The 16,482-nt window shown below is 72.7% G+C and carries 20 protein-coding genes; 7 read left to right on the forward strand and 13 right to left on the reverse strand.

Annotated features, from left to right (window positions below; translation table 11 throughout):
* Positions 1–29: 29 nt before the first annotated feature.
* Together ACFYX4_RS31400 and sigK are read right to left on the reverse strand one after the other, a co-directional pair.
* Entirely contained in the window at positions 30–782 is a 753-nt protein-coding gene (locus tag ACFYX4_RS31400) for an anti-sigma factor domain-containing protein (RefSeq protein ID WP_389340369.1), read from the reverse strand.
* Positions 779–1,363 carry an ECF RNA polymerase sigma factor SigK gene (gene sigK / locus ACFYX4_RS31405; RefSeq protein ID WP_389340371.1) on the reverse strand — a complete coding sequence of 195 codons (585 nt, stop codon included), beginning with the start codon at positions 1,361–1,363 and terminating at the stop codon, positions 779–781. Before sigK ends, ACFYX4_RS31400 begins: the two co-directional genes overlap by 4 nt.
* 193 nt (positions 1,364–1,556) lie before the next feature.
* Here sigK and ACFYX4_RS31410 point away from each other — a divergent pair, with 193 nt between their 5' ends.
* Together ACFYX4_RS31410 and ACFYX4_RS31415 are read left to right on the forward strand one after the other, a co-directional pair.
* Positions 1,557–2,243 carry an alpha/beta fold hydrolase gene (locus tag ACFYX4_RS31410; RefSeq protein WP_389340373.1) on the forward strand — a complete coding sequence of 229 codons (687 nt, stop codon included), beginning with the start codon at positions 1,557–1,559 and terminating at the stop codon, positions 2,241–2,243.
* Between the two features lie 167 nt (positions 2,244–2,410).
* Entirely contained in the window at positions 2,411–2,917 is a 507-nt protein-coding gene (locus ACFYX4_RS31415; protein ID WP_389340375.1) for a Rieske (2Fe-2S) protein, read from the forward strand.
* Here the strand turns inward: ACFYX4_RS31415 and ACFYX4_RS31420 are convergent.
* Positions 2,904–3,557, reverse strand: a complete 654-nt coding sequence (locus tag ACFYX4_RS31420) for a cysteine hydrolase (protein WP_389340377.1) — start codon at positions 3,555–3,557, stop codon at positions 2,904–2,906. The genes ACFYX4_RS31415 and ACFYX4_RS31420 overlap by 14 nt on opposite strands.
* Before the next feature lie 162 nt (positions 3,558–3,719).
* On the opposite strand from ACFYX4_RS31420, the gene ACFYX4_RS31425 reads away from it, so the two are divergent.
* Positions 3,720–4,187, forward strand: coding sequence for a pyridoxamine 5'-phosphate oxidase family protein (locus ACFYX4_RS31425; RefSeq protein ID WP_389340379.1), 468 nt, complete (start codon positions 3,720–3,722; stop codon positions 4,185–4,187).
* 145 nt (positions 4,188–4,332) lie between these two features.
* Here the strand turns inward: ACFYX4_RS31425 and ACFYX4_RS31430 are convergent, their stop codons facing one another.
* Positions 4,333–5,664, reverse strand: coding sequence for an aminotransferase class I/II-fold pyridoxal phosphate-dependent enzyme (locus tag ACFYX4_RS31430; RefSeq protein WP_389340381.1), 1,332 nt, complete (start codon positions 5,662–5,664; stop codon positions 4,333–4,335).
* Positions 5,665–5,717: 53 nt separating this feature from the next.
* Here ACFYX4_RS31430 and ACFYX4_RS31435 point away from each other — a divergent pair, with 53 nt between their 5' ends.
* Positions 5,718–6,383 carry a pyridoxamine 5'-phosphate oxidase family protein gene (locus ACFYX4_RS31435; protein ID WP_389340383.1) on the forward strand — a complete coding sequence of 222 codons (666 nt, stop codon included), beginning with the start codon at positions 5,718–5,720 and terminating at the stop codon, positions 6,381–6,383.
* Positions 6,384–6,445: 62 nt separating this feature from the next.
* On the opposite strand, the gene ACFYX4_RS31440 is transcribed toward ACFYX4_RS31435, so the two are convergent.
* Together ACFYX4_RS31440 and ACFYX4_RS31445 are read right to left on the reverse strand one after the other, a co-directional pair.
* Positions 6,446–7,450, reverse strand: coding sequence for a DMT family transporter (locus ACFYX4_RS31440; protein ID WP_389340385.1), 1,005 nt, complete (start codon positions 7,448–7,450; stop codon positions 6,446–6,448).
* 83 nt (positions 7,451–7,533) lie between these two features.
* Positions 7,534–8,115: a Clp protease N-terminal domain-containing protein gene (locus ACFYX4_RS31445; RefSeq protein ID WP_389340387.1), complete on the reverse strand. Its 582-nt coding sequence runs from the start codon at positions 8,113–8,115 to the stop codon at positions 7,534–7,536.
* Between the two features lie 249 nt (positions 8,116–8,364).
* Between ACFYX4_RS31445 and ACFYX4_RS31450 the strand changes: the two genes are divergently transcribed.
* On the forward strand, positions 8,365–8,793 hold the full coding sequence (locus tag ACFYX4_RS31450) for an SRPBCC family protein (RefSeq protein ID WP_389340389.1): 429 nt from the start codon (positions 8,365–8,367) through the stop codon (positions 8,791–8,793).
* Positions 8,794–8,882: 89 nt separating this feature from the next.
* On the opposite strand, the gene ACFYX4_RS31455 is transcribed toward ACFYX4_RS31450, so the two are convergent.
* The 3 genes from ACFYX4_RS31455 to ACFYX4_RS31465 all read right to left on the reverse strand — a co-directional run bounded on the left by ACFYX4_RS31455 (position 8,883) and on the right by ACFYX4_RS31465 (position 12,154).
* Entirely contained in the window at positions 8,883–9,542 is a 660-nt protein-coding gene (locus ACFYX4_RS31455) for a PadR family transcriptional regulator (protein ID WP_389340391.1), read from the reverse strand.
* Between the two features lie 130 nt (positions 9,543–9,672).
* Complete coding sequence (locus tag ACFYX4_RS31460) at positions 9,673–11,100, reverse strand: amidase (RefSeq protein WP_389340393.1); 1,428 nt, start codon at positions 11,098–11,100, stop codon at positions 9,673–9,675.
* 79 nt (positions 11,101–11,179) lie between these two features.
* On the reverse strand, positions 11,180–12,154 hold the full coding sequence (locus ACFYX4_RS31465) for a helix-turn-helix transcriptional regulator (protein WP_389340395.1): 975 nt from the start codon (positions 12,152–12,154) through the stop codon (positions 11,180–11,182).
* 170 nt (positions 12,155–12,324) lie between these two features.
* Here ACFYX4_RS31465 and ACFYX4_RS31470 point away from each other — a divergent pair, with 170 nt between their 5' ends.
* Positions 12,325–12,720, forward strand: a complete 396-nt coding sequence (locus tag ACFYX4_RS31470) for a RidA family protein (RefSeq protein WP_389340554.1) — start codon at positions 12,325–12,327, stop codon at positions 12,718–12,720.
* Between the two features lie 58 nt (positions 12,721–12,778).
* Complete coding sequence (locus ACFYX4_RS31475) at positions 12,779–13,558, forward strand: SDR family NAD(P)-dependent oxidoreductase (RefSeq protein WP_389340397.1); 780 nt, start codon at positions 12,779–12,781, stop codon at positions 13,556–13,558.
* A 115-nt stretch (positions 13,559–13,673) separates the two neighbouring features.
* On the opposite strand, the gene ACFYX4_RS31480 is transcribed toward ACFYX4_RS31475, so the two are convergent.
* The 4 genes from ACFYX4_RS31480 to ACFYX4_RS31495 all read right to left on the reverse strand — a co-directional run bounded on the left by ACFYX4_RS31480 (position 13,674) and on the right by ACFYX4_RS31495 (position 16,354).
* The gene (locus ACFYX4_RS31480) at positions 13,674–14,507 is read right to left on the reverse strand and encodes a class II glutamine amidotransferase (RefSeq protein WP_389340399.1); all 834 of its coding nucleotides are present in this window, start codon (positions 14,505–14,507) and stop codon (positions 13,674–13,676) included.
* Positions 14,508–14,549: 42 nt separating this feature from the next.
* Entirely contained in the window at positions 14,550–15,011 is a 462-nt protein-coding gene (locus ACFYX4_RS31485; protein WP_389340401.1) for a hypothetical protein, read from the reverse strand.
* Between the two features lie 31 nt (positions 15,012–15,042).
* Positions 15,043–15,480 carry an SHOCT domain-containing protein gene (locus ACFYX4_RS31490; RefSeq protein WP_389340403.1) on the reverse strand — a complete coding sequence of 146 codons (438 nt, stop codon included), beginning with the start codon at positions 15,478–15,480 and terminating at the stop codon, positions 15,043–15,045.
* Positions 15,481–15,592: 112 nt separating this feature from the next.
* Entirely contained in the window at positions 15,593–16,354 is a 762-nt protein-coding gene (locus tag ACFYX4_RS31495; protein WP_389340405.1) for a DUF308 domain-containing protein, read from the reverse strand.
* Between the last annotated feature and the right edge of the window lie 128 nt (positions 16,355–16,482).

Genomic DNA, 16,482 nt, shown 5'->3' on the forward strand with positions numbered 1-16,482 from the left:
TCAGGGGAGTCAGACGAGATCAGGCGGGATCAGGCGGGGAACCGCATCTGGGCGAGCGGGGCGGAGGTCGGCTGCCGTGAGCCGCCCGCCGGTTCCAGGGTGACCCCCATGCCGGACGCGCCGTCCACGTCACCGCGCAGCAGCACGGCCTGGTCGCTGCGGCGCGAGTCCATCAGACCGGCGGACCGCATGGAGCCGTCGTCGTCGAACCACAGCTGGTAGACCTGCCCCGGGGGCGGCGGCGCCATCCCGGAGACCACGAACACCGCCTGGTCGAGGCTGTCGGAGACGACGACGGCGCTGTCCGTTCCGTCGGCGAGCCTCGCGGTGGTGCTCCGGGCGTCCGGCGCCGTGAGCACGGCCGCGATGGCCTCCTGCGTCCGCTCCGTCTGCCGGGCCTGCTCCAGGGCGTCCTCGGCGCGCTCGTGCTGCCAGACCGCCGTGCCGCCGAGCGCCGCCGCCGTCGCCACGCAGGCGGCCAGCGCCCAGCCGGACAGCCGCCGCCCCCACAGGCCCGCGCGCGCGGTGCGGGACAGGGTCGGCCCGCCGGGGGTCTCCTGCCGGACGACGGTGATCCGGCGCAGGACCTGGTCGCGCATCTCCGGGCGGGGCGTCACGGCCACCGCCATGCCCAGCCGGGCCGCGGTGGCGGCCAGTTCGGCGGTCTCCTGGGCGCAGCTCTCGCACTCGGCGAGGTGCCGCTCGAACGCCTCGCGTTCCTCGACGGAGAGGGCGTGCAGGGCGTAGGCGCCCGTCAGGGTGTGCAGATCCGCGGCCATCACACCGTCACCCCGAGACAGTCGCGCAGCCGGATGAGTCCGTCGCGCAGGCGGGTCTTGATCGTGCCGAGCGGTACCGTCAGCGCCTCCGCGACCTGCGGGTAGGTCAGTCCGCGGTAGTACGCCAGGGTGACGGCCTGGCGCTGGAGCTCGGTCAGGGAGCGCATGCAGCGCCGCACCTGCTCCCGCTCCAGCCGTGCCTCCACCTGTTCGACGACCTCGTCGTACTCGGGCGTCCGGTCCAGCAGGGCCGCCTTGTGCTCGCGCACCGCGGCCGCCTCGACGGAGCGCACGCGGTCGACCGCCCTGCGGTGCGCCATGGTGAGGACCCAGTTGATCGCCGTGCCCCGGTCGGAGCGGTAGCGGGGGGCGGTGCGCCACACCTCCACCAGGACCTCCTGGGCCACTTCCTCCGACTGCGCCTGGTCGCGCAGCACGGCGCGCACGACGCCGAGCACCGTGCCCACCACCGTGTCGTACACCGACGCGAACGCCTGTTCGTCGCCGAGTGCCACCCGGCCCATCAGCTCTTCCAGACCGGGTTTCGCCGATGGATTCGTGCCGATGTGTACGGCTTCTCTCACGTGGGTCCTCCGAGGTCGGGACATCTCCGGACGTAATCCGATCCCGGGACAGCGACGGATTGGTCCCTCTCCCATGAAATCCCAGGTGACGGCAGACTGCTCGCACGGCGGCGAAGGGCCGGGCCCGCCCGCCGCGGCGGCGGGCGACCAAGCCGGCGGCCGACCGGCGACGAATGACCTGTGAGGAGGTCGGATGACCGAGGACGAGCAGACGCGGCCGCCCGCCGCGGACCCGGGGGCGGCCCCCGCCGCCGCGCTGGTGACGCGCCGGGCCGCGGCCACGGCGCGGGCCGCCGTGCTGTTCCTGTACGGCGGGAGGGCCGACAGCCGGGCTCCCTCGCGGCCGTGGCATCTCGCGGCGGTCCGGATGCGGCCCTTCGTGCGGGCCGTCGCCCGGGAGGTGCCCGACGACGACGTCCTCCTGGGCGAGGTGCGTTACCGCCTGCGCGGGTGGAACGGCGCGGAAGCCGACACGCTGAAGGACGTCCGGACGGCGCTGGCGGAACTCACCCGTCTCGCCGGGGACGTCCCGGTGGTGCTGGTGGGGCACTCGATGGGCGGACGGGCGGCCCTGCGCGCCGCGGCCACGCCGCAGGTGGGGGCCGTGCTGGCGCTCGCTCCCTGGTGCCCTCGGGGCGAGCCGGTGGACCATCTGCGGGGCAAGCGGATCGTCGTCCTGCACGGGGACCGCGACCGGGTCACCGACCCCGGCGAGTCGCTGGCGTTCGTCGACCGGGCGCGTGAGGCGGGCGCGCGGGCCGAGGCGCTGATCATGCCGGACGGCGACCACGCCATGCTCCGCCACAGCGGGACCTGGCATCGGCTGACGGCCTCCACGGTGGCGGGCATGCTGTCGTCCCCGTCCCCGCGGAGCGCGTGACCGCGTGCGGTGACAGCTCCGCGACAGCCTTGGCTTACGCCCCGCTGACCTCGGCCGGGTCAATATCTCGACACTGTCCGGTCCGGGCGCGGGGCGCTGAACAAGGGGCGTCCATGGCCCGTACAACTCGGCAGATCATCGATCCCCTTCCGAAGGGAAACCCCAGCATGACCAGCGCATCCATGAAACCCGTGTCGGGGCCCGCCCGCCGCGCCGTGGTGGCGGCGGCCGGAGCCGCCGGGCTCACCGTCGCGCTGACCGCGTGCGGAGGCTCCGACGACAACTCGTCGGGTTCGTCGGGTACGTCGGGCTCCACCGGCTCGACGGGTTCGACGGGCTCCACCGGGTCGACCGGCGGTTCCGCGAGCACGGGCGGCGGCGCGGGCGGTTCGGCGCTCGCCACGAAGGCCGACATCCCCGAGGGCGGCGGGAAGGTGTTCAAGGACCAGAAGGTGGTCGTCGTGCAGCCCACGGCGGGCGAGTTCAAGGCGTTCTCGTCGGTGTGCACCCACCAGGGCTGCGCCGTCGAGGGCATCGCCGACGGCGTCATCAACTGTCCTTGTCACAACAGCAACTTCTCGATCACGGACGGCAGCGTGAAGAGCGGTCCGGCGACGAAGCCGCTGCCCGAGGTGCAGATCACGGTCAGCGGGGACTCGATCACCCTCGCCTGACGCTCCCGTCCGGCCGTTCGAAGCAGGCCAGCACCTCGTCCGTGGTCGCGACCGTAGCGACCAACGCGAGGGTGTGGCGGATCATCGCGGGGGTGTAGTCCGAAGGCACTCCCGCGATGGCGTCGGACGGGACGACGGCGGTGTAACCGCGGTTGACCGCGTCGAAGACGGCGTTGGGGATCGCGACGTTGGCCGAGACGCCGGCGACGACGAGGGTGCGGCAGCCCAGGTTGCGCAGCAGCGCGTCGACGTCGGTGCCCTGGATCGGCGACAGGCCGTGCAGGCGCCGTACGACGAGGTCCTCGTCGAAGACCTCGACGGGAGGCGCGACGCGGACCGCGTCGGTGCCGGAGAGCTGCTGGACGGGGAGGCGTTCGGCGGCGCGGAACAACCGGGCGTTGCGGCCGGCTCCCCGGCCGTCGGGACGGCGCTCGGCGACGGCGTGGAGCACCTGGACGCCGCCCGCGTGCGCGCCGGCCACGAGCCGGGCGACGTTCGCGAGCGCGCCCGACGCCCGTGCGGCGTGGGCGAGTTCGGGCAGCGCGGCGTCGGGTCCCACGACGCCCTGCTGGCACTCGACGGTCAGCAGGACGGTGTGCTCGGGGACGAGGAGGTCATCGAGCGCTCGGTACGACGGCATGGCTCCTCCGGGGCGGCCGGCGGGGGCGAAGTCGGGCGAGAATAGCCACCGTTGCGTGAGCAGGGAAGAAGACTCATCCTTTGGGAAACCATCCTTTTTTGACGTGTTGTCAGAGGCTTCCTCTGGCACGACGTGAGAGAAGTGAACAGAAAAGAGGGCCGGATGACCGTCACTCAGCGCCGGGGCCGGAAGATCATGATGACGCCGGGGGAGCTGGACGCGTTCCTCACCTTCCAGCGCACCTGCCGGGTCGCCACCGTCTCCACCGACGGAGCCCCGCATGTGAGCGCCCTGTGGTTCCTGTGGGACGGCTCCGCACTGTGGCTGTACTCGGTGGTGCGCAGCAAGCGGTGGGCCGACCTGAGCCGTGATCCCCGGGTCGCGATCGTGATCGACTCGGGCGAGGAGTACGACTCGCTGCGGGGCGTGGAGCTGTCCGGCACCGCAGAGTTCGTGGGCGAGATCCCGCGCACCGGGGAGCTGTGCGCCGAACTGGACGCCGTGGAGACGCTGTTCGCCCGCAAGAACTTCGGCCTGGACGCGATGCCGCACGACGGCCGCCACGCGTGGGTACGCCTGCGCCCGGAAAAGATCGTCTCCTGGGACTTCCGCAAGCTGTCCGACAGATAACAGCAGAGCCCGCCCGCACCCGAGAGATCAAGGGTGCGGGCGCCTTACACGACACCGGCCGCGCGACCCGACCTTCTTGGGGGCGCGGTGAACTGCGCGACCAGCCCCCCACGCACCCGACAACGCGCCGAAAGGCCCCGCGTCCCTACACATACCCCCGCCCGGGAGACACCCGCACCGCCGACGCCACCGCATCCGCCAACTCCCCGACCTCCCCCTCCCCCACCGCGGACACAGTGACCCGCACCCCCGGCCCCGACCCCACACGGAACCGCGCCCCCGGCGCGACGGCCCACCCCGCCTGCAACATCCGCGCCACCACCCCCGTCTCGTCCGGCACGGAAACCCACACGTTCATCCCACTCCGCCCGCGCGCAGCGACCCCCCGCGCGGCCAGCGCAGCGATCAACGCGTCGCGCCGCCGCCCGTACGCCGCCGCCACCTCCCCCGTGTCCACCGCGCCGTCCGCCCACAGCCGCACGACCGCCCGCTGGGTGATCCGGCTGACCCAGCCGGGCCCGAGCCGCTGACGCCCGCGGACCCGGTCGAGGGTGACCTCGTCCCCGGTGAGGACGGCGAGCCGCAGGTCGGGCCCGTAGGCCTTGGCGACGGATCGCACGAAGGCCCAGTGCAGGGTCGCGCCCGCCAGAGGATGTAGGGGCAGGTCGACGATCCGGTGACCGTGGTCGTCCTCGACGAGCAGCGTCCCCGGATGCCGCCGCAGCACACCCCGCAGCGCACGCGCGCGTGAGGCGCTCACCGCGGCGCCGGTCGGGTTCTGCGCGCGGTCGGTGACGATCAGGGCGCGCGCCCCGCCCTCCAGGACGCGCGCCACGTCCTCGGGGAGCGGCCCGTCGTCGTCGAGGCAGACGGGCACGGTGCGCAGCCCGAGCGCCGGGACGAGGTCGAGCAGGGAGCCCCACCCGGGGTCCTCGACGGCCACCGTGTCGCCGGGCCTGAGATGGACGGCGAGGACGCGCTCGATGGCGTCGAGCGACCCCGAGGTGACGGCGATCGGCCCGGTCGGCACACCGTCCGCCTCCCAGTCGGCCCGGGCCAGACGGGCCAGCTCGGGTTCGACGGGCTCGGCCCCGTAGAGGACCGGCTCCCGGTCGCCCTGCGCGGCGGCCCACGCGAAGGCCGGCGCGAGCGGCGGGAGCAGCGCCGTGTCGGGATTCCCGGCGGACGCGTCGCGTACGCCCTCCGGAACCTCCACGCGGATGAACTCGCGTCCGGTCGTGGCCGGTTTGGCCCGCACCCGGCTGCCCCGGCGTCCGTCGGTCTCGATCACACCGCGTTCGCGCAGCGTGCGGTAGGCGGCCGCGACGGTGTTCGGGTTCACCCCGAGCTGTTCCGCCAACTCCCGCATCGGGGGCAGCAGTTGTCCCGGCTCCAGCTCCCCCGCGCCCACCGCGTGCTCGATGCTCGCGGAAATCTCTGCTGCACGCCGGCCCGTGACCCGATACTCTCCTAGCACAAAGCCAATTATGCACTAGTGCAATAAAGAACCGCAACCGCGAGGAGACCGCCATGCAGTCCACGCCCGCCGCGTACGCCCCGACCGACCGCACCGTCCCCACCCGGGCCCCGCAGCGCGCGTCGTACGACAAGGACTTCGTGCACGCGATCCTCGACGACGGCTACGTCTGCCACCTCGGCTTCGTCCGCGACGGCGCGCCCGTCGTGCTGCCGACGCTGTACGCCAGGCTCGGCGAGACGCTGTACGTGCACGGTTCGACGGGTTCGCGCCCCCTGCGGATGACGGGGCAGGCCGACCCGGGGCTGCCGGTGTGCCTCACGGTGACGCACGTGGACGGCCTGGTCCTGGCCCGTTCGGCCTTCCACCACTCGATCAACTACCGCTCGGTGGTGGTGCACGGCGTCGCTCACGACGTGACCGACCCGGAGGAGAAGCGGACGGCGCTCGACGCCCTGGTCGACCACGCCGTCCCCGGCCGGGCGGCCGACTCCCGGCCGGCGAACAAGAAGGAGCTGGCGGCCACGGCGGTGATCCGCATCGCCCTCGACGAGGTCTCGGCCAAGGTCCGCACCGGCGGCGTGAACGACGAGCCCGAGGACCTCGCCCTCCCGCACTGGGCCGGCGTCCTCCCGCTGCACAAGGGCTACGACACCCCGCAGCCCGCCACCGACCTGCACCCCGACACGGCGCTCCCGGCCTACCTCACCCGGTTGTGAGGACGGCGGCCGGAGGTCCAGAGGGCGGGGCCGGAGGTCGAAGGGACCAGCGCCCCGGTGGGCTAGGCGGCCGTCCCGCGAGCGGACAGCTCGCGTTCGGGGCTGCCGCCCGCCACCGGCGCGCCGGACCCCTTGCCCGGTGCGGACGACTGGGCGATGAACGCGCCCAGCAGGACCACCGCGCCGCCCGCGATCTGCGGCGCCGACAGGTGCTCGCCGAGCAGGACCCAGGCCAGGACGGTCGCGATGACCGCCTCCAGACAGGCCACCACGCCCGCGACCTGCGGGGACAGCCGGCGCACGGAGACCACTCCGGTGACGTAGGCGACGACCGTGGCGATCAGCACGATCCAGGCGAGCAGCAGCCAGGCCGGGACGCGCGTGCCGTCCATGCCCGCCGAGTGCGCGAGCACCGACCAGTCCATGCCCCAGGGGCGGGCGACGACCGTCAGCACGGCCGCGCCGACGAGGAGGCCGTACGCGATGACGCCGAGCGGGTCCGGCGCGCCGTCGTCGGAGTCGCTGCCCTGGTCGGAGAGGACGAAGTAGCCGACCTGGCAGCAGGCCGCGCCGAGCGCGAGGAGCAGTCCGAGCGCGTCGAAGCTCAGCCCCGCCCAGACCTCGACGACGCAGGCGAGCCCGCCCACCGCGAGGACCACGCCGAACGCGGCGGCGCGCGTGACCGGCCGCCGCTGCACGAACCGCACCCAGCCGAGCACGAGCGCGGGCGCGAGGTACTCGACGAGCAGCGCCACGCCGACGGGGATGCGGGAGATCGAGGCGAAGTAGAAGGCCTGGACGCCGGCCACGCCGAGCAGCCCGAACCCGGCGAGCAGCGCGGGGCGGCGGCGCAGCAGCGCGCGGTGGCGGACGGCGAGCGGCAGCATCACCAGCGCCGCGCCCGTCACGCGCAGCCACACCACGTGCAGCGGGTCGAGCCCCGCCTCGATCAGCGGCTTGGCCGCGACCCCGGAACCGCCGAAGGCGATGGCCGATCCGATCGCCAGACCGAGCCCGAGGCCCTTTCCGCGACTGCCCTGACTGCTCACAGAGGTACGCACCGGCACATGATGACAGGCGACGACATGAGCGTCACCCCCGTTGACACCTGTCTCACCGGCCGGACGGTCGCGCCGTCCCGCGCCCGGGGTCAGCAGGCGGTCCCGCCGCCCGGGGCGTACGCGTCGAGGCCGTCCTCGATACGGGCGCGCAGGGCGAGGGGGTCGACGCCTCCACGGGTGAGGACCTCGACGGCCCGGGACGCGGGATCGGCGACGATCGCCGCGAGCAGATCGACGCCCCGCGCCTTCCCCGCGCCCCCGGCCCGTCCGCGCGCGTGGTGCAGCGCGGCGGAGGCGAGCGGCGAGAAACCCTCGACGGCGGTGACGACGGGGAGGGCGTCGGAGTCCTCCCCGGCGGTGACGACGGGCAGGGCGCCGGAGTCCTCGACGCCGTTCTGCCAGCGCAGGCCGTAGCCGATGCTGCGCTGGACGAGGTAGCCGAGGAGCCGGGCGAGCTGGGTCCCGTCGGCGAAGGCGGCGCGGGCCTCGGGGTCGTGCTCCAGGAGGGAGTGCAGCAGATGCGCGGTGTCGATCTGCCGGTCTCCGTCCCGGACCGCCCGGCGGCGCGCGCCCTCCACCGCCGCCGTCAGCTCCGCGCTGCACCCGGCGTCGTCGTCCTGGGCGGGTGCCGTCCGGTCGGGGGACGGCTGCCGGGGAATACGGGGTCGCACACCCCCACCCCATCAGTTCCGGCGGAATCGGACATCCACGAGGGGAAGCATTCTCACGTCCCACGCTGAGTGGACCAGGGCGGCCGGCATCTCCTCCTCAGGGATGAGATCCGGCCGTTTCGCCCGCACGGGGGCGCGCCGCCTGTTCCCCGCACTTCCTGACGGTTCGTCAGTATTGAATGTTGACAGCCCTGCGGCTACGTTCCGCGACACCGCAGCCCGAGTCGCCGGACACGAAGAGGTGGTCGTATGGCCGAAGTCAGCGCGGAGGCACGCATCGAGGCGCCGGCCGAGAAGGTGTGGGCCCGGCTCACGGACTGGTCGGGGTACGGGGAGTGGAACGCGACCCACACCAGCTTCCCGGAGGGCGGGCCGAGGAGCCTCGAAGTGGGCGCGACCTTCCAGGAGAACATGAAGCTGATGGGCTTCCCGGCCGAGGTGGAGTGGACGGTCGCGGAACTGACCCCGGCCCGACTGCTGGCCATCCGCGGCAAGGGCCCGATGGCGGTGAACGTCGCCACGCGCTACACCCTCACCCCCGACGGCGAGGCGACGACGGTCCGTATCGACGGCGAGTTCACGGGTGCCGCGGTGTCGCTGATGGCGGGCAAGCTCAAGGACTCGGGGAGGGCGGCGCTGAACGAGTCGCTGCGCAAGCTGGGCGGGCTGGTGACCTGAGCCGGGCGCACAGGACGAGAGAGCGCCCCGCGGATCACTCCGCGGGGCGCCTTCACCCCGTGAGGCCGCCGTCGGCCCGACGACCGCCGTCAGTCCTCGTCGGCGAGGATCAGGTACAGCTTCTTGCGGGCGTCATTGATGACGGTGAGCGCCTTGTCGCGCTGCTCCTTGCTGCCGGTCTTCCAGACCTGCCCGAAGGCCTCCATCAGACCGAAGCCGGCCTGCCGGATCTCACCGAGCGCCTCCCAGTCGACCCCGCGCGAGGCCTCCTCCCAGGGAGCGTCCGGGCCCTCCTCCGCCGCCGTACGACCGGCGTCGGTGAGCGAGAAGAGCTTCTTGCCGCCCTCCGACGCGCTGCTGATCAGGCCCTCGTCCTCCAGCAGCTGGAGGGTGGGGTACACCGAGCCGGGGCTCGGCTTCCACGCGCCGCCGCTGCGCTCGGCGATCTCCTGGATCATCTCGTAGCCGTGCATGGCCCGGTCCTTGAGCAGGGCCAGGATCGAGGCCCGTACGTCACCGCGCCGCGCCCTCCCCCTGGGCCCGCCGCGCCCTCGGCCGCCCCAGGGTCCGGGACCGAAGCCCGGCCCGAAGCCGCCGGGACCGCCGGGGCCGAATCCCGGTCCGCCGGGACCACCGGGACCACCCGGCCCGAAGGGCCCGAAGGCCGCACGCCGCCCGTCGGGACCACCCCGGCCACGCCGGAAGGGCCCGTCCTGCCGATGTCCACGCTCGAATCCGTGGTTACGCATCGCAATCACTCCGTTTCTTTTCGTTTACACGATCGCTCCAGTTGATCGTTTCATTCGATCGTTGAACTGTCGCGATGCCTCAACGATATATCGGGAGTGTTCGGATGACAAGGCGGGGACAGCGCCGCTGTCACTGGTCCTGGATGCGCCGGAAGGGGCGGTCGGCCTCCAGTTCGAAGGCGAGCTCCAGGAGCGTCCGTTCAGCGCCGGGGCGGGCGGAGAACATGACGCCGATGGGCAGGCCGTCCGTCGTCGCGCTCGCGGCGGGCACCGAGATCGACGGAGTGCCGACGACGTTGTCGAGCGGGGTGAACGCCACGTACGCGAGGAGCCGTTCGATCAGCTCCGCGTAGGGGACGGTCGGGCTGAGGTGGCCGATCGGCGGCGTGGTGTGGGCCAGCACGGGCGACAGCACGAGGTCGAGCCGGCGGAAGGCCGCCGCGTGCGCCACCTTCGCGCGCTTCAGCCGCCGCACCACGCCGGGAGTCCGCCGCCACTTGCGCAGATAGTCCTCGCGCAGCCCCCGGCTCAGGCCGTCCATGCGGCGCCGGTCGAAGTCCGCGCCGAGGGTCCGGCCCGTGGCGCCGAGGAGGAAGGACAGCATCCCCCAGTAGGTGAGGAAGTCGTCGGTGAAGTTCGGGTCCATGGCCAACTCCACCGGTTCCACGGTGTGTCCGAGCCGTTCGAGCGTGGCCGCGGTCTCCGTGACCGCCGCCCGGGTGGCCGCGTCGGAGTGGACTCCGCTCGGCGAGTCCAGCAGGAACCCGATGCGCAGCCGTCGCTCCGAGGGGCCTTCGACGAGGCCGAGGGGCGGCAGCGCGGAACTCCCCCGGTACGTCTCCGCGGCGGCGAGGAACGCGGCGGAGTCCCGCACGGAACGGCTCACGATCCCGTCGGAGACGATGTCGATCGGCAGCCGGCGGCCCAGGTCGCTCCCCACGACCCGGCCACGGCTCGGCTTGAGGCCGACGAGTCCGCAGCAGGCCGCGGGTATCCGGATCGAGCCGCCGCCGTCGTTGGCGTGCGCGACCGGCACGGTGCCGGCCGCGACCAGCGCCGCGCTGCCGCCCGACGAACCGCCCGCCGAGCAGCCCGTGTTCCACGGGTTGCGCACCGGCTCCGCGCCGTCGTACTCGGTGCTCGCGTTGAACCCGAACTCGGGCAGCCGGGTCTTGCCCAGCACCGTGACGCCGCTGCTCAGGAGCTGCCGGGTGAACGGTGCGTGCCGCCGTGCCGCTCTCGGACGGAAGGCGGCGCTGCCGTGGCCCGTGGGCAGCCCCTGGTAGTCGGTGTTGTCCTTGACGAAGACCGGCACCCCGGCGAAGGCGCCGCCCGTCGCAGCGGCGGCGGCAGCGGCGGTCGCCGGGTCGTCGACGTGCGTTTGGACCGCGCCCAGCCGTGCGTCGACCGCCCGCACCCGCTCCCCGGCGGCGCGGGCGGCCTCGGCGGGAGACACCTCGCCGCGCCGGATCGCCGCGGCGAGACCGACGGCGTCATGCTCTCCCAGGGCGTCGTCCCGGAAAGCGTGCACGATGGTCCGTTCGTCGAAAGTCGTCACCGCTGCCTCAACCCCTGCCGTGTGGATGGTCGCCCGCCATCTTGGCGGGTGGAGGTCTCGCGGGACAGGAGCCGACGGCTCAGGACGGGTCCGCGTAGCGGGCGGCGAGCGCGGCGGCCCGGTCGCGCAGCGAGGTGCGCAGGGACTGCGGGGTCAGGGCTTCCGCGTCCAGGCCGAGCTGCCACAGCGCCCACTCCGCGTGGCGCGCGTCCTGGAAGGTCAGTTCGAGGCGCAGCCGGCCGTCCGCTTCGGGTTCTTCCGCGCGCACGGCCAGCGCGGTGTCCAGCAGTTCCTCCCGCCGCGCCGGGTTCACCCGTACCAGCACGGTGAGGTGGTCGCCGCCGGAGAGGAACCGCGCGGAGCGTTCCCGCCAGATCCGGTCCAGGTCGACCCGGCCCGGCCGCTCCGCCGCTTCGGGGAGTTCCTCGGCGGCCGACACCCGCGACAGCCGGTAGGTGCGGTCCGCGCCGGCTCTCGTGGCCAGCAGATAGACCCGGTCGCGCACGGTGACCAGGCCGATCGGGTCCACCGTGCGCCACTGCGGCGTCCGGCCCGTGGCCGCGTAGCGGATGCGCAGCTTGCGTCCGGCGAGCACCGCGCGCCGGACCTCGACCATCGTCGCGTCGGGCACGTCATCGGTGACCAGCCGGCGTGAGAGCAGGTCGGTCTCCGGGTCGACGAGGAAGCGCCGGGCCGCGTCGCTCGCGGTGGCCCGGTGGCTCTCGGGCAGCGCGTCGACGACTTTGCGCAGGGCGGAAGCGAGGGCCGGGCCGAGGCCGAACACCTGCTCGCCGCGCGCCGATCCGGCGGCGAGCAGGGCCAGTGCCTCGTCGTGGTTCAGCCCGGTCAGCTCGGTCCTGAACCCGGGCAGCAGCGCGAAGCCGCCGTGCCGGCCGCGTTCGGCGTAGACCGGGACGCCGGCGGCGGACAGCGCCTCGATGTCGCGCAGCACGGTGCGCGTGGACACCTCCAGCTCGCGGGCCAGCGTGTCCGCGGTCATCCGACCGCGCTGACGCAGCAGCAGGACCAGCGAGACCAAGCGGTCGGCGCGCATGCGCGGACTCTAACGAATACATGACCGAGGGTGTCATGAATTGTTGGAAGGCTCCTCGGCACGACGTCGGAGCGACGAGTGACGAGCGACGAGCGACGAGCACTGAACGACGTGCGTCAGACGCTCAACGACGTGTGATGAGCGACGACTTGAATGGAGCTGAAGTGGCGATGGAACGAACGGCCGTCAACCCGGTGCCGTGGTCGGTGGAGTTGGGGTTCAACCAGGGCGAGCTCGTCTCCGGGCACACACGGACCCTGTACCTCTCGGGGCAGACCGCGATGAGCGACGACGGCAAGCCGCAGCACGAAGGCGACATGGCGGCGCAGTTGACGCTGAGCGCCGACAACCTGGAAGCCGTGCTCGGCGAGGCCGGCATGTCTCTCGCCGACCTCGTCCGCCTCAACGTCTACACGACCGACGTCGATCTGCTCTTCCGGCACTACGGCGTCCTGGCGGGGAGACTGGCCGCCGCCGGGGTGTCCCCGACCAGCACGATGCTCGGGGTGACGCGCCTGGCGATCCCCGGCCTGATGGTCGAACTGGAGGGCACCGCCGTCGCCTGAGGAGGGATGCGGCCGGGTGCCCGATCCGCCCCGGGTCCGGGCCGTCTAGTGTGCGGGAATGATCTCGCACAGTTATCTCTCCGAACTGTTCTCGCTGGACGGCCGGGTCGCCGTCGTGACGGGGGGCAGTTCCGGTATCGGGCGGGCCATCGCCGGCGCTCTCGCGCGGGCGGGGGCGAGCGTGGTGATCGTGGCGCGCAGGGAGCCCGAACTCGTCGCTGCTGTCGATGAGTTGACCGCCGAGGGGTGCCGGGCCGCCTGGGTGAGCGGGGATCTGTCCGAGCGCGACGGGGTGCGTGCCGCGGCGGAGCGTGCCGTGGAGGCGTTCGGTGAGCCCGACATCCTCGTCAACTCCGCCGGGATCAACTTGCGTCCGCCCATGGGTGAGTTGGACGAGGACGTGTGGGACGCCACCATGGCGGTGAACCTGGAGGCGCCCTACCTGCTGGGCCGCCGCTTCGGTCCCGGCATGGCCGAGCGGGGGTTCGGGCGGATCATCCACGTCTCCTCGCAGCAGGCGCACCGCGCGTTCGTGCAGAGCGGCGTCTACGGCGTCTCCAAGGGGGCGTTGGAGTCGCTGGCCCGCTCGCAGGCCGAGGCCTGGTCGCCGCACGGCGTCACCTGCAACACCCTCGTGCCCGGCTTCGTCATGACCCCGCTGAACGCGCGGCTGTCGTCCGACCCCGAGCGGGTCGCGGCGCTGGCCGCGCGCACGATGGTGGGACGCAACGGGCTGGCGGAGGACTTCGCCGGGGCCGCGGTGTTCCTGGCCGGGCGAGGGTCCGGCTATGTCACCGGTCAGGCGATCTTCGTCGACGGCGGATTCTCCGTCCACTGAGCCCGGCGGCAACGGCGGTGAGCGCGGCGACGGTTGTACGGAACCCGGCGGCGACGGCGGTGAGCCCGGTGCCGGTCGTGAAGTCCGGCGCCGGGCTCGAACGGTACGCGGTGGGCTACGCCGCCTGCGGGGTGAACGAGTGGATCTCGCCGCCGCCCGGCTGCACCACGCCGTACGTGCTCTCGGGGACCTCCTGCCAGGCGCCGGGCAGGTCGCCCAGCGGCTCGGACACGATCAGGCGGGTCTCGTCGGAGATCTCCCGGAGGAAGGCCATGTCGGGGTGGAGGGCGCGCAGGGTCTCCACCCGGGTGCTGTAGAAGAGCGAACGGGATTCCTTCTGGCTGGAGTAGCGGAACGCCCACAGCCGCTCCCCCTCGGTCACGGCGACCGTCATCTGGAGCGGGAACTCCACCCCGTGCTCGTGACCGGTGCGCTCCACCAGCTCCGCCATCCTGGCGACCGCGGCCGGCGGGTCCTTCTCCAGGCCGAAGGTGAGCGCCAGGTAGAACATCATCTCGGAGTCCGTCGAGCCCTCGATGTCGAGGAAGAGGTCGGGGTCGACGGCCAGGGCCAGTTCACGCCTGATCCGGTGGAACTCGGCGATCGCGCCGTTGTGCATCCACATCCAGCGGCCGTGCCGGAACGGATGGCAGTTGGTCTGCTGCACCGCGGTGCCGGTGGAGGCCCGGATGTGGGCGAAGAACAGCGGCGAGCGGACGTGCCCGGCGATCTCCCGCAGGTTGCGGTTGTTCCAGGCCGGGCCGATCTCCCGGACGATCGCCGGGGTGTCCACGTGCCGCCCGTACCAGCCGACGCCGAACCCGTCGCCGTTGGTCGTCTCGACGCCCATGCGGGAGTGCAGGCTCTGGTCGATCAGCGAGTGCTGAGGTCTGTAGAGGATGGTGTCGAGCAGGACGGGGGTGCCCGAGTAGGCGAGCCACCGGCACATCCTCCACCGCCTTCCTGGCCTGGGGCCTTCGTCGTACCCGGCTCACGCGTTGCGCGGTGAGCGGTCGAACGTCTCCCCGGTGCCGGTGCCGGTGCCGGTGCCGCTGCGCGACACGCACAGCGCCCAGATGACGAACCCGGAGAACGCGATCATCACGACGGACCAGACCGGGTAGTACGGCAGGGACAGGAAGTTGGCGATGACGATGAGCCCGGCGATGGCCACACCGGCGACCCGTGCCCACATGGCCCCCTGGAAGAGACCCATGCTGACGATCACCGCCACCGCGCCCAGGATCAGATGGATCCAGCCCCAGGCGGTGAGGTCGAACTCGAAGACGTAGTTGCGCGTCGTGACGAAGACGTCGTCCTCGGCGATGCCCATGATGCCGCGGAAGATGTCCAGGATGCCGGCGAGCATGAGTATGACGGCGGCGAAGACGGTCAGGCCTTCGGCCCACTGCTGCTTGGCCGAGGGCGTGTGCCCGGTGTGGGTGGCTGTCATCCCGGTGCCTCGTTTCGGTGTCGTTCGGTACTCAGTTGTGCGAACCGCTCAGGACCAGTTCCTTCGCCTTGCGGAACTCCTCGTCGGTGATGTCGCCGCGGGCCCGGATCTCCGAGAGCCGGGCGAGTTCGTCGACGCTGCTCGCGCCTCCCTCGGCGCCCGTGCCCTTGGCGGTCTCGCGGATGTAGCTGTCGAGGGCCTGCTGCTGGGCGCGTGCCTGTGCCGCCTCGCGGCGTCCCATGTTCTTGCCGCGGGCGACGACGTAGACGAACACGCCGACGAACGGCAGGAGGATCGTGCAGAGCAGCCAGCCGGCCTTGGCCCCGCCGCTCAGGTCGTCGTCACGGAAGATGTCCATGACGACCCGGAAGAGCAGGACGAACCACATGATCCACAGGAAGAACACCAGCATGGTCCAGAAGGCGCTCAGCAGCGGGTAGTCGTAAGCGAGGTACGTCTCCGCACTCATGTCCGTCCTCCGTTCTGGCCTCGCGGGCGCGGGCCCGACATGCGTGTGCGTGCCGTTCTCAGCGTGCGCACGGCAACCGGCCGACCGCCTCACCCGGGACGGGTGAGGATGCTCAGGCCGGCCCCGCCCTGCCCCCGTGCCGGCCCCCTGTCCCTGTCCCAGTCCCTGCCCCCGCCCTCCGCAGCGCCGATCGCCATGCCAGGGCCGTGGCCAGCTCGACCAGGCCGAGGAGGACGAGCCACAGTCCGAGCAGCCGCGTCAGGGCGCGGGCCGACTCGGTGGGGAGAGCCAGGACGACGACACCCGCCACGACGGCGAGCGCCGCCGCGCCGATGACGACGCCCCGGTGGGGCAGGTTCTCGGCGGCGACGGCCGTGTAGAGGGTGACGATGCCCGACACCAGCCAGACCGCGCCGACGATCAGCGACAGCGCGGCGATGGTCTGCAAGGGGTTCCGCAGGCACAGCACGCCGCCGAGGACGTACAGCACGGCCAGGAGGAGACCGGGCAGCCGTTCGCCGTGGTCGTCCCGCTCGAACGCCCCGACGAACCGGAACACCCCGGCCGCCAGGAGATAGAGCCCGAGGAGGACCGCCAGGACGTGCAGGGTCCCGTCCGGCCAGACCAGGACGATGATCCCCGGTACGAGCGTGGCGATCGCCGAGCCGAGGATCCACAGCCACGAACGGCCGAGAACGGCCAGAAACTGTGCCGGATCCCCGGGCGGAGCCCCGGCGGGCGAGGGCTGCGGCCCCGGCTGCACGGCGGGCTGGGACTGCGGCCCCGGCTCACCGGCAGGCGGGGACTGCGGTCCCGTCGCGTCGGGCGGGGACTGCGGTCCGGTGCGTGGGACCGGGTCACGCGGTTCGGTCATGGCTCCTCCTCGCGTGGACGCCGTGCGGTGCCCTCGCCTCGCCAGCGTCCCGCCCGCGGCCGACCGCCGGGTCACCCCCAGCGGGTGATCCGTGCACGGCACGGAGGAGGTGAGGGTGGGGGCCCGGG

It is taken from the genome of Streptomyces sp. NPDC002328 (assembly GCF_042890065.1).
In the GTDB taxonomy this organism is placed as follows: Bacteria; Actinomycetota; Actinomycetes; order Streptomycetales; family Streptomycetaceae; genus Streptomyces.

What these genes read in the sequence shown, in the direction of transcription:
- ACFYX4_RS31480 (WP_389340399.1), bottom strand. Translation starts at nt 14,507, where the DNA reads ATGTGCCGGTGGCTCGCCTACTCGGGCACCCCCGTCCTGCTCGACACC.
- ACFYX4_RS31485 (WP_389340401.1), bottom strand. Translation starts at nt 15,011, where the DNA reads ATGACAGCCACCCACACCGGGCACACGCCCTCGGCCAAGCAGCAGTGG.
- ACFYX4_RS31465 (WP_389340395.1), bottom strand. Translation starts at nt 12,154, where the DNA reads ATGCGCGCCGACCGCTTGGTCTCGCTGGTCCTGCTGCTGCGTCAGCGC.
- ACFYX4_RS31455 (WP_389340391.1), bottom strand. Translation starts at nt 9,542, where the DNA reads ATGCGTAACCACGGATTCGAGCGTGGACATCGGCAGGACGGGCCCTTC.
- ACFYX4_RS31435 (WP_389340383.1), top strand. Translation starts at nt 5,718, where the DNA reads ATGCAGTCCACGCCCGCCGCGTACGCCCCGACCGACCGCACCGTCCCC.
- ACFYX4_RS31490 (WP_389340403.1), bottom strand. Translation starts at nt 15,480, where the DNA reads ATGAGTGCGGAGACGTACCTCGCTTACGACTACCCGCTGCTGAGCGCC.
- ACFYX4_RS31425 (WP_389340379.1), top strand. Translation starts at nt 3,720, where the DNA reads ATGACCGTCACTCAGCGCCGGGGCCGGAAGATCATGATGACGCCGGGG.
- ACFYX4_RS31470 (WP_389340554.1), top strand. Translation starts at nt 12,325, where the DNA reads ATGGAACGAACGGCCGTCAACCCGGTGCCGTGGTCGGTGGAGTTGGGG.
- ACFYX4_RS31450 (WP_389340389.1), top strand. Translation starts at nt 8,365, where the DNA reads ATGGCCGAAGTCAGCGCGGAGGCACGCATCGAGGCGCCGGCCGAGAAG.
- ACFYX4_RS31495 (WP_389340405.1), bottom strand. Translation starts at nt 16,354, where the DNA reads ATGACCGAACCGCGTGACCCGGTCCCACGCACCGGACCGCAGTCCCCG.
- ACFYX4_RS31475 (WP_389340397.1), top strand. Translation starts at nt 12,779, where the DNA reads ATGATCTCGCACAGTTATCTCTCCGAACTGTTCTCGCTGGACGGCCGG.
- ACFYX4_RS31415 (WP_389340375.1), top strand. Translation starts at nt 2,411, where the DNA reads ATGACCAGCGCATCCATGAAACCCGTGTCGGGGCCCGCCCGCCGCGCC.
- ACFYX4_RS31410 (WP_389340373.1), top strand. Translation starts at nt 1,557, where the DNA reads ATGACCGAGGACGAGCAGACGCGGCCGCCCGCCGCGGACCCGGGGGCG.
- ACFYX4_RS31420 (WP_389340377.1), bottom strand. Translation starts at nt 3,557, where the DNA reads ATGCCGTCGTACCGAGCGCTCGATGACCTCCTCGTCCCCGAGCACACC.